The organism is Sorangiineae bacterium MSr12523 (assembly GCA_037157775.1).
GTDB classification, from domain to species: Bacteria; Myxococcota_A; Polyangia; order Polyangiales; family Polyangiaceae; genus Pendulispora; species Pendulispora brunnea.
In genome coordinates this window covers 8,405,172-8,417,393 of record CP089982.1, presented here as the reverse complement: position 1 = coordinate 8,417,393, position 12,222 = coordinate 8,405,172, and the positions used below count along the sequence as shown (strand labels likewise).

Genomic DNA, 12,222 nt, shown 5'->3' with positions numbered 1-12,222 from the left:
GCACCGCGCCGTGGCTCGCTTGGCGATGGCGCGCAATTACGTGCAGATTGTGTCCGGCGACGTGCTCTTGCAGTACGCGCCCGTGTCGTTCGACGCGTCGACGTTCGAGGTGTGGAGCGCGCTGCTGCAAGGTGCACGGGTGGCGATGGCGCCGCCCGGTGCGCTGTCGCTCGACGAGCTTGGTGCGACGGTGTCGCGCCATGGCGTGACGGTGATGTGGCTGACGGCGCCGCTGTTTCATCAAATGGTGGACGACGGCGTGGAACGGCTGCGCGGGGTGCGTGCGCTGTTGGCTGGCGGAGACGCGCTGTCGGTCGCGCATGTGCGTCGAGCGCGTGCGGCCTTGCCGGGCTGCCAGATCATCAACGGGTACGGCCCGACCGAGAATACGACGTTCACGTGCTGCTGGCCCATCGACGAAGAGGTCCTGGGAGCTTCGGTTCCCATCGGCCGCCCGATCGACAACACGCGCGTGTACCTGCTGGACGCAGATCTGGAGCCGGTACCGGCGGGCGTCGCAGGCGAAGTGTACGCGGCGGGTGATGGTCTCGCCCGTGGTTACCTGGGCCGGCCGGAGCTGACGGCCGAGCGGTTCATCGCGAATCCGTATAGCGAGGGCCGTCTGTATCGGGTAGGGGACTTGGCCCGGCACCTGGAGGACGGTCGGATCGAGTTCCTGGGGCGGGTCGACCACCAGGTGAAGATCCGCGGATTCCGGATCGAGCTGACGGAGATCGAGACGGTGCTGGAGGCGCACGGGTCGGTGCGCTCGAGCGTCGTGGTTGCGCGCGAAGACAGCGGGGAAAAGCGCCTCGTGGCCTACGTGGTATCCGACGAAGCCCTGTCGGTGGCGGCGCTGCAGGAATACCTGCGTGCAAAATTGCCCGGGTACATGGTTCCAGCTGCATTCGTGCAGCTCGATGCATGGCCGCTCAACGCGAACGGCAAGGTCGATCGCAAGGCCCTGCCGGCTCCCGAGCGCGCGGCGGGAGCGGCTTACGAAGCGCCACGCACCGACGTAGAGACGCTGGTGGCGGGGGTCGTCGCCGAAGTGCTCGGGCTGGAGCGGGCCGGTCTGCACGACGACTTCTTTGCACTGGGCGGCCACTCGCTCACCGCCACCCGCGTCATCGCGCGGCTTCGCGCGCTATGCCGCGTGGAGCTTCCCCTTCGCGACATTTTCGAGGCCTCCACGGTGGCCGCCCTCGCCGGTCGGATCGAGGCCGCGCTTCGCGCCGGGGATGGCCCGGCCGACATCCCACTGCGCGCGGTGCCGCGGACGGCGGAGCTCCCGCTGTCCTTCGCGCAGCAGCGACTCTGGTTCCTGGACCAATTGGAGCCGGGCGGCGCCTCGTACAACGTTCCCGCGGCCTTCCGCCTGCGCGGCGATCTCGACGCGGCGGTCTTGGCCCGCGTCTTCGGCGAGGTGGTCCGAAGGCACGAAGCCCTTCGCACGACCTTCGCATCCAACTCCGGATCGGCCACGCAGGTGGTCCACCCGGCCCCCGACGCATGGGATCTCCCCGTCGGGGATCTCACCGGCCTGCCCGATGCCGAGGCCGAGGTGCGCCGCCGTGCCCAGAACGAGGCCATGCGTCCGTTCGATCTGGCCACGGGGCCGCTCCTGCGCACCACGCTGCTGCGCCTCGCGCCCGAGGAGCATGTCTTGCTCCTGACGATGCACCACATCGCCTCCGATGGATGGTCCACCGGGGTGCTCGTCCAGGAGATTGCCGCTCTTTACGCCGCCTTTCTCGAGGGCGCCCCATCTCCTTTGCCCGATCTGACGATCCAATACGCCGACTTCGCAACGTGGCAGCGCCAATGGCTTTCGGGCTCCGTGATGCAAAAGCATCTCGATTACTGGCGCTTGCAGCTTGCGAATGCATCTGCGTTGGAATTGCCTACGGATCGCCCCCGGCCCGCCGTGCAGACCTTCCGCGGGCGCACCCAACCCGTGCTCCTGCCTGCGCCGTTGACCGAGGCCCTCCGCCATTTGAGCCGCCAGCAGGGCGCGACGCTCTTCATGACGCTCCTGGCGGCGTTTCAAGTGCTCCTTTCGCGCTACAGCGGCCAGACCGACATCAGCGTGGGCACGCCGGTGGCGAATCGCAATCGGCACGAGGTCGAGCCGCTCATCGGCTTTTTCGTCAACACCCTGGTCCTCCGCGGTGACCTATCCGGGCAGCCGCGTTTCTTGGACCTGCTCCGCGCCGTTCGGGAGCGCGCGCTGGAGGCCTACGCGCACCAGGATACACCGTTCGAAAAAGTGGTGGAGGCCCTGGACGTCCCGCGCGATCTCAGCCGAACGCCGCTCTTTCAAGCGATGTTCGTCCTGCAGAACGCGCACTCGAGCACCGGTGCCCGCGGGCTCTCGCTGCGCGGCGTGCAGCTCGAGCCGCTCGACGTCGAGGTGGACATCGCCAAGTTCGACATCACCCTCTCGCTCACGGAAGAAGACGGCGAGTTGCGCGGTGGGGTGGAGTACAACCGGGACCTCTTCGACGACGCGACCATCGGGCGGATGATCGCGAACTTCGGTGTGCTGTTGCACGGCATCGTGGACGCCCCCGAGCAGCGCATCGATGCTCTCCCCCTGCTGACCGAGTCGGAGCAGCAGACGGTCGCCGTCGCCTGGAACGACACGGCCGCTGCCTTCCCGCGCGATACGTGCGTGCACCAGCTCATCGAGGCACACGCGAAGCACGCTCCCGACGCGGTGGCGGCGCATTTCGGTGATCAGCAACTCACCTTTGGCGCCTTGAACCAACGCGCCAATCGCCTGGCTCACCACCTGCGCTCACGTGGCGTGGGGCCCGGCGTCGCCGTGTGCATCTGCGTCGAGCGCTCGCTCGAAATGCTCGTGGGCATCCTGGCCATCTCCAAAGCGGGCGGCGCCTACGTGCCCCTCGACCCAAGGCATCCGGCAGCGCGCATTGCGCCCATCCTCGAAGAAGTGGGGGCGCCGGTGGTGCTCACGCAATCGCGCCTCGTCGACCGTTTGCCTGCGTCGACCGCGGGCGTCGTGTTGCTCGACACGCCGCTCGACCTCGGCGCGAATGCCCGCGACGACAACCCCGTCAGTGGCGTTGGGCCGGGGCACTTGGCCTACGTGATCTACACCTCGGGCTCGACCGGCGCCCCCAAGGGCGTCATGATCCCGCACGATGCGCTGATGAATTACCTCGATTGGGCGGTGCGCGCGTACCGGCCCGCCGAGGGACGCGGTGCGCCCGTGCAGTCGCCGCTCGGTTTCGATCTGACCATTAGCAGCCTCCTCGTCCCGCTGGTGGCAGGTCGCGCCGTGCACCTTTTGCCCGACGAGCAAGACGTCGAAGAGCTCGGGAGATCGCTGCGCGGCGGTGCGGATTTCAGCCTGGTGAAGCTCACGCCCGCGCACCTCGAGGTTCTCGCCGGGCAGCTCCCGCCGAACGAGGTCGCTGGCCAAACGCGCCTCTTCGTCATCGGTGGCGAGGCCCTCTCGGGCGAGCAGATCGCGTTCTTCCGCGAGCATGCTCCGGACACGCGCCTGGTGAACGAGTACGGTCCCACCGAGACCACCGTGGGGTGCTGCGTCTACGAGGTGCCTCCCGGCCCGGTGGCGCCCGGGGCGGTGCCCATCGGTAAGCCGATCGCGAACACGCGCCTCTACGTCGTGGACGCGGGCGGGGAGCTCGTGCCTCGGGGTGCCATCGGTGAGCTGTGCATCGGCGGCGCGGGGCTCGCGAGGGGCTACGCGAAGCAGCCGGCACGCACGGCGGAGAAATTCATCCCCGATCCCTTTGGCGCGACGCCGGGCCAACGCTTGTACCGCACGGGCGACCGCGTTCGCTGGCTGCCGTCGGAGGAGCTCGAGTACCTCGGCCGCGCGGATCACCAGGTGAAGATCCACGGATACCGCATCGAGCTCGGCGAAATCGAGGCTGCACTCGCCGAACACCCCGAGGTGCGCGCATCCGTCGTGATCGCACGCGACGCGCGGCTCGTGGCCTACCTGGTCGCGGCGCCCGCCTTCTCGCTGGCCTCCCTGCGGGAGCACCTGCGGGCAAAATTGCCCGAGTACATGGTGCCGGGGGCATTCGTGCAGCTCGAGGCTCTGCCACTCAGCACCAACGGAAAGGTGGACCGAAAGGCGCTGCCCGCGCCCGAAGCGGTGCACATGGAGAGCGGCACGGCCTACGAAGCACCGCGAACGGCCGTCGAGACCGAGCTTGCGGCCATCTGGAGCGACGTGCTGCGAATGCCACGCGTGGGGGTGCACGAGAACTTCTTCGAAATCGGCGGCGACTCGATCCTGTCGATCCAGGTCGTGGCCCGCGCCAACCAATTGGGACTGCGGCTATCGCCGAAGCTCCTGTTCCAGCATCCCACCATCGCGGAGCTTGCCGCCGTCGCGCAGCCTGGACTCGCAGCCTCCGCCGAGCAGGGCGACGTCACCGGCGATCTGCCGCTCACGCCCATTCAGCGGTGGTTCTTCGAGCGGTACGCGCCGGGGTTGCCGTCGCCGCACCACTACAATCAGTCGCTGATGTTCGAGGTGGCGCTCGACGCAGGCGTTGCCCAGCGCGCCCTCGATGCCGTCGTGCGGCATCACGATGCCCTGCGCCTTCGTTACGTGCAGGATGCACATGGTGTGTCCCAGCACCACGAAGCCGCCGGCCCTGCCTCCTTGGAACGCGTCGATCTCACGAATGTCCCCGATGCGGCGATCCCTCGCACCCTCGAAGCGCACGCAGCCCAGGTGCAGGCGAGCCTCGATCTGGCGCAAGGGCCCCTTTTTCGCGCCACGTGGTTCGAGCTTGGAGCGGGGCGCTCCGGACGGCTTCTGCTGGTCGCGCATCACCTGGTGATCGACGGTGTCTCGTGGCGGATTCTGCTCGAGGACATCCATCGAGCGGTTACCCAGATCGCGGCCGGGCAGGAGGTTCGCCTTCCGCCGAAGACCACGTCGTTCAAGCGATGGGCCGAGCGCCTTCGCGCGCATGCGGATTCCTCCGCGCTCGCGACCGAGCTCCCCTATTGGACAGACCGACCCTGGAACCGCGTGCGCGGGCTTCCGCGCGATCTCGCGGGCGACAACACCCATGCCGCAGCCGGCACGGTGCACGTGGCGTTGCGCGCCGACGAGACCGAGGCGCTGTTGAAGCGCGTTCCGCAGGTGTACCGCACGCAGATCAACGACGTGCTGCTCACGGCTTTGTCCGAGGCGCTCGGCGCATGGACCGGCGGGGACGCCGTCCTCGTGGACCTCGAAGGCCACGGCCGCGAGGAGCTGTTCGACGACGAGAACGAGCGCATCGACCCCTCGCGCACCGTGGGTTGGTTCACCTCGCTCTTCCCCGTCGTGCTGGAGACGTCCCGGCATCGCGCGCCCGGTGAGGCGCTCAAGTCGGTGAAGGAGCAGCTGCGCCGCATCCCGAACCGCGGAATCGGCTACGGCATCCTGCGCTATCTGGGCGATGCGCGCACGTCGCTCGAGGCGCTCCCCGCGGCGGAGGTGAGCTTCAATTACCTCGGACAGATGGACGGATCCCTCGCCGACTCGCCGGCCTTCCGTGTCGCGCCCGAGGGTCGCGGCCCAGAACTGGATCCAAAGGGACGCCGCGTTTACCTCGTCGACGTGGTCGGCATGGTCACCGAGGGGCGCCTGCGCCTCGATTGGATCTACGGCACGGCCGTCCACGATCGCAGCACGATCGAGGCCGTGGCCGCGGCCTTCATGACCAGGCTGCGCGCCCTCATCGCCCATTGCCTCTTGCCCGATGCCGGTGGCTACACGCCGTCCGACTTCCCCCTGGCCAACCTCGAGCAAGCGGCGCTCGACCGACTCGTGGGCGATGGCCGCGATGTGGAGGACGTCTACCGCTTGTCGCCGATGCAGCAGGGCATGCTCTTTCACACGCTGCGCGATCCGCACTCCGGCGTCTACCTCGAGCAAGTGCGCTGCGTGCTCGACGGTGAGCTGGACATCGCGGCGTTCGAGCGCGCCTGGCGCCGCGCCGTGGAGTGGCATCCGGCCTTGCGCGCGTCGCTGCATTGGGAGGGACTCGAGGAGCCGGTGCAGATCGTGCGCCGCCGCGTCGACGTTCCTTTCGTGCACGAGGACCTCCGTGCCCTCTCCGAGCCGGAGCAGCGCACCTGGATCCTGTCGTACCTCGCCAACGAGCGCGCCCGCGGATTCGACCTGACCCGCGCGCCGCTCATGAGCCTTCTCCTGGTGCGGCGAACCGACACGGCGCACGAGTTCGTGATCAGCTCCCACCACGTGCTCATGGATGGCTGGAGCCTGCCGCTGCTCTTCGGGGACGTGTTCACCGTGTACCAAGGCCTCCGCTCGGGCCAGGAGGTCGCCCGACGGCCGAGCCACCCGTACCGCGATTACATCGCGTGGCTGGGCCGTCAGGACGTCGCCAAGGCGCGGGCGTTCTGGTCCGAGCGCCTTCGCGGCTTCTCGGAGCCGACCTCGCTGCGCCTTCCCGAGCCTCGGCGCGTCGAGCGCGACGACGAGGTGCACGAAGTCCATGCGCAGCTGCCCGCACCTGCGATGCGCGTGCTGGAGACCCTCGCGAAGAAGCATCGCCTGACCTTGAACACGCTGGTGCAGGGCGCCTGGGCCATCCTTCTGAGTCGCTACAGCGGTGAGCGCGACGTCGTTTTCGGCGTGCTCACCTCGGGAAGGCCCGCCGAGCTCGCGGGCGTCGAATCGATGGTCGGCCTGTTCATCAACACGCTGCCCTTGCGCCTTTTCGTCGACGCCGAGAGCTCGATTTTTCCCTGGCTGGAGGACGTGCAGGCGAAGCTTCTCGAGATGAGGCAGTACGAGTACACGCGGCTGGTCGACGTGCAGGCCGCGAGCGATGCGCGCGGGCAATCGCTGTTCGATACGGTGGTCGTCTTCGAAAATTACCCCATCGATGCAGCCGTGGCCCCGGCGAGCGCGCTGAGCATCCGCGATGTGCAGGGCGTCGAGCAAACGAACTACGGAATCACCGCCTTCGTGTCGCCTGGGCACGAGCTGGGTCTGCGGCTCGTGTACGACACCACGCGCTTCGAACGGGGCGCGGCCGAAGGCTTGGCCCGCCATTGGGCGACCTTGCTCGAGGCGATCGCGCATGCACCGGGGCGGCGCATCGGCGAGCTTTCGCTGCTGTCGGAGGCGGAACGTCGCCAGGTCGTCGAAGAGTGGAACGCGACGCACGCGGACGAGCGACCCGAGGAGACGTTCCCCGGCTTGTTCGACGCACAGGTTGCGCGCACACCGGATGCGACGGCGGTGGTCTGCGGAGAGCAGCAGCTCACGTACCGGCAACTGGGTGAACGCGCCGACGAGCTCGCGCACGCACTCGCCGCGCGAAGCTCGCTGGCCGAAGGCGTCGTGGCGCTCTCGATGGACCGCGGCGTGGAGTTCCTCATCGGCATGCTCGCGGCATGGAAGGCGGGCGGCGCGTACCTCCCGCTCGATCCCGAGCACCCTTGGGAGCGTCAGGCGGAAATCCTGGAACGCAGCGGCGCACGCTGGGTGGTGACCTCGCGCGCCCAGGCACCGAAGATCGCCGATGCGCTGTTGCGGGGGCCGCTGTCGGCGCGCGTGCAGGTCCTGGCCATCGAGGACGCGCTCGGGGTGACCGTGCCCGTTCCCGCGGTGCGGCCGACCAGCGCCCGGCACATGGCCTATGTCATCTACACCTCGGGTTCGACCGGCGTGCCCAAGGGCGCCATGGTCGAGCACCGCGGGATGCTGAATCACTTGGACGCCAAGGTGGCCGACCTGCGGCTCACGCCCGGCGACGTCATCGCCCAGACCGCATCGCAGTGCTTCGACATCTCCGTGTGGCAGTACTTGTCGGCACTGGTCGTCGGCGGGCGCGTCCAGGTCTTCTCCAACGAGATCGCCCAGGATCCGCGGCGCCTTTTCGACGAGGTCTCGGCTGCTGGCATCACCATCCTGGAGATCGTTCCCTCGCTCCTGCGGGCGGCCTTGGACGACATGGAGGCGCGCGGGGACGCGCCGAAGCTCGGGAGCTTGCGGTGGCTCTTGGTGACGGGCGAAGCGCTCTCGCCCGAACTATGCCGCAAATGGTTGGCGCTCTACCCCGACATCCCGCTGATGAATGCCTACGGCCCCACGGAGTGCTCGGACGACGTAACGCATCACCCGATCGACGAGCCCTTCGGTGTGGAGGTCGTTCACACGCCCATCGGGCGCCCCATCCAGAATACGCGCCTGTACGTGCTCGACGCGAACCACCAGCCCGCACCCGTGGGCGTGAGCGGCGAGTTGTACGTGGGTGGCGTCGGCGTCGGGCGAGGCTATCTGAACGACGCCACGCGTACGGCGGAGACCTTCCTTCCGGATCCGTTCACCGAGAACGGCCCCACGCGTCTGTACCGAACCGGCGACGTGGCGCGGTGGAGGCCGACGGGCGAGCTCGAGTTCCTCGGACGCGTGGACCATCAGGTGAAGGTTCGCGGCTTTCGCATCGAGCTCGGCGAAATCGAGACGGTGCTGGAGCAGCACGAGGCGGTTCGCGACGTCGTGGTCACCGCCTCGCACGACAAGCGGCTCGTGGCCTACGTCGTCGGCGAAGACGGTGCCGAGCTTTCCGTGGCCGACCTTCGCGAGCACCTGCACACCAAGTTGCCGGCGTACATGGTTCCCTCGGCCTTCGTCGAACTTCCCGCGTTGCCGTTGACCTCGAACGGCAAAGTGGACCGCAAGGCCTTGCCCGCGCCGGACGTCGCGCATGCCTACCAGCAGGCGCCCTACGAGGCCCCGCGCACGGCCACCGAGCATCTTCTCGCGGAAAGCTGGCAGCGGGTTCTGCGCGCACCGCGCGTGGGGATTCACGACGACTTTTTCGAGCTGGGTGGCGACTCCATTCTCGCCATTCAGGCGGTGTCGCGTGCCCACCAGGCCGGGGTTGCCCTCACGTTGAAGCTCCTCTTCGAGCATCCGACCATCGCCAAGCTCACCGCCGCCGCCGATGCAGGGGCTCGCGCAACGGGGGCATCACCGCTTCTTCCGTTCCGCACCTACGGCTCGAAGCCGCCGCTCTTTTGCGTGCACCCGCTGGGTGGCTCCGCGCTCGTGTACCGTGCCCTGGCCGAGCACCTCGGCGACGATCAGCCGGTTTACGGGTTGCACGCGCCCGCGGTCGACTCCGACGAGGCACCGGCCGAGAGCCTCGAAGCGCTGGCCCGCCGTTACGTCGAGGCCATTCGTGCGGTGGTGCCCAAGGGTCCGTACCATCTCGCGGGCTGGTCCTTCGGCGGGCTCGTGGCCTTCGAGATGGCGCAGCAGCTTCGCGCCGCCGGTGACGAGGTGGGGGCCGTGTGCCTGCTCGATGCGACGACCCCGTCGTTTGCTGCCGCTCACGCGAGCGGACCGCCGCAGAAGGATCCCACCGACGTTCTCTTCGTCTTCGAGCACGACCTGCCATTCCCCGTCGAAGAGCTGGTGGGGCTCTCCCCCGACGAACGCATCGCGCTCGTCGTCGATCGCGTCGTGGCGTCGGGGGCCATGCCCGCCGCCGTGGCGGAGTCGTACGTGCGGCGGCTGGTGCGGGTCGCCTCGGCCCATCTGGCCATCCAGGACGACTACGTGATGCGCCCTTATGCAGGGCTTCTCTCCCTCGTCCGCGTGCCGCACGCGGAGGTGGACGATGGGGGCGACGCTTCGCTGGGCTGGCACGAGGTCGCGGGCGGTGGGCTCGACATCGCGCTCATGCCCGGAGATCACCTGGGCATGGTGCAGGAGCCGCAAGTTGCCGCGCTGGCCGAGCGACTGCGGAAGATCCTCGCGGGAGGCCGCCCATGAAGTGGTGGCTGAAGGCGCTCGCCGGGATTGCGACCGTCGGCGTTCTCTCGGTCTCGGGTGGCACCTGGTACGTGGCGCGCTCGCTCCCGCGCATCGACGGCGAGGTGACCCTCGCGGGCATTTCGGCGCCCGTCGAGATCGTGCGCGATGCGAGCGCCGTCCCGCACATTTACGCCGCCACCGAGCGCGACGCCTATTTCGGACTCGGGTACGCGCACGCCCAGGACCGACTCTGGCAAATGGAGCTCGGTCGCCGCCTCGGTTCGGGAACGCTGTCCGAGATCCTCGGGGCCGCGGCCGTCGAGCAAGACCGCGCCGTTCGGACCATGGGCCTGCGGCACGTGGCCGAGGAGAACCTGCGTGTGCTCGACGCCGACGCGCGGGGGCTTCTGGACGGCTACGTCGCGGGGGTGAATGCCCTCCTCGAGGAAAAGCGGCCGCTGCCCCCCGAGTTCCTCCTTCTGCGCGCCGAGCCAAGCCCGTGGACGGCGGTGGATTCGCTCGTCTGGCTCCGTGTGATGGCCACGACCCTCGCTGGCAATCTCGATCAAGAGATGCAGCGCCTCGCATTGCGCGCGAAATTGTCACCGAAACAGATCACCGAACTCTTCGCCCCGTCCCCGGACGATGCCCTGCCGCCCTTGCCCGACTCGCGCGCGCTTTACGGCCAAATCGACACGCAGGCGCGCGACGTATTGGCCAAAATGCCGCGCAAGGCCGCGGGATCCGTGGGGTCGAACAACTGGGTCGTGGACGGACGCCGAACCGAGACGGGCAAACCGCTGCTGGCCAACGACCCGCACCTCCAGCTGACGGCGCCCGCCGTTTGGTACTTTGCCCATTTGAGCGCGCCCGGCCTGAACGTGATTGGCGCCACATTTCCGGGCGTTCCCGGGGTCATTCTGGGGCGAAACGATCGCGTGGCGTGGGCCTTCACCAACACCATCTCGGACACCCAGGACTTCTTCGTGGAGAAGCCCGCGCCCGACGACCCCGGATCGTACCTGACGCCCTCCGGCCGGGCGCAATTCGAAGTTCGCGACGAGGTGATTCGCATCAAGGATGCACCGGACGAAACGCTGCACGTCCGCTCCACCCGCCACGGGCCCATCGTGTCCGAACTCAAGGGAATGACGCGGCCCGTTCCCGATATGCCGCAGGGCTACCTGATGGCACTTCGCTCCGTGATCCTGGAGCACGACGATCGCAGCCTCGAGTTTCCGCTTCGGGCTGCCCACGCGAAGAACGCCGACGAATTCCTCGCGGCCACGAAAAGCTTTCATTCGCCCCAACAGAACATCGTCTACGCCGACACCGACGGTGCCATTGCATTCATCGCCGCCGGGCGCGTTCCCCGGCGTGGCCTCGAGGACGACGTCAAGGGTCGCATTCCCGTGCCCGGTTGGGTGGACCGCTACGATTGGAACGGTTTCATTCCTTGGGAGGAATTGCCCCAAGTTCGAAATCCCGAATCGGGAAAGATTGTCACGGCCAATCAAAAGATCACGCCCCCGGGATATCCGTATTCCGTTTCCACGGATTGGATCCGGCCGTATCGCTCGGAGCGCATTTCCGCATTGCTGGACGCCACGCCGAAGCACGCGCCGGCGAGCTTCGAAAAGATTCAGCTCGATCTTCACAGCGGTGCGGCGGTGGCGTTGCTCCCGCACCTGCTCGAGCTCGGACGCACGGCGGGACGCGATGGCGATGAAAAAGCCATTTTCGAGCGCCTGCGCGGCTGGAACGGTGACATGGTCGGCCACTCGTTCGAACCTTTGGTCTTTGCCGCGTGGGTTCGAGAGCTCGATCGCGCGATCTACGAGGACGAGGTGGGCGATCTTTTTCCCATGGTCTGGGCGGAGCGTATCGATTTTCTCGACCACGTACTTACCAATGCCGACGGTCAGGGGCGATGGTGCGACGACGTTCGCACCCCTTCTCCGGAGTCGTGCCAGGATGCCGTCGAAACCGCCTATCGCAAGGCCATTGCCTACTTGAAGACGGAATTCGGTGCAGGCTACGAGCATTGGACGTGGGGCGCCGCGCATCCTTCGCACTCCGCCCATATCGTGCTCGGGCAGGTTCCGCTGCTCGGCCGGTGGTTCAACGTCGACGTGCCCGGGGTGGGGGACAATGAAACGGTGAACGTCGGTGGCTATGCCGTGGATGCCACCGAGCAGCCGTTCTCGAGCGGGGTCGGGCCGGGCTTCCGTGCCGTCTACGATCTGGCCGACCTCGAGAAATCCGTATTCGTGCTCAGCACGGGGCAGTCGGGCCACCCGCTGTCATCCCACTATCGCGATCTCAACGCCCTCTGGTCGCGCGGCGATTACGTGCCGCTGAGCACGGGGCGCGCGTCGGCCGACGCGGGGAGCATCGGCCATTTGCGCCTTCGTCCGCGCTGA

Annotated in this window: 2 protein-coding genes (1 of these 2 cut by a window edge); both read left to right on the top strand. The window is 67.8% G+C overall.

The annotated features are described in order from the left end of the window. Positions 1-9,817, top strand: partial view of a non-ribosomal peptide synthase/polyketide synthase gene (locus LZC95_33140; protein ID WXA91290.1) — the 3' portion only. 6,542 nt of this gene lie to the left of the window's left edge; the window shows 9,817 of its 16,359 coding nt (coding positions 6,543-16,359); the start codon falls outside the window, past its left edge; the stop codon is at positions 9,815-9,817. Then, positions 9,814-12,222 (top strand): penicillin acylase family protein, encoded by a 2,409-nt coding sequence (locus tag LZC95_33135; GenBank protein ID WXA91289.1) that lies wholly within the window; start codon positions 9,814-9,816, stop codon positions 12,220-12,222. The genes LZC95_33140 and LZC95_33135 overlap by 4 nt, the downstream gene beginning before the upstream one ends.

Bases quoted from the DNA above. Each gene is read 5' to 3' on its own strand.
- LZC95_33135 (WXA91289.1), top strand. From the start codon at position 9,814: ATGAAGTGGTGGCTGAAGGCGCTCGCCGGGATTGCGACCGTCGGCGTT.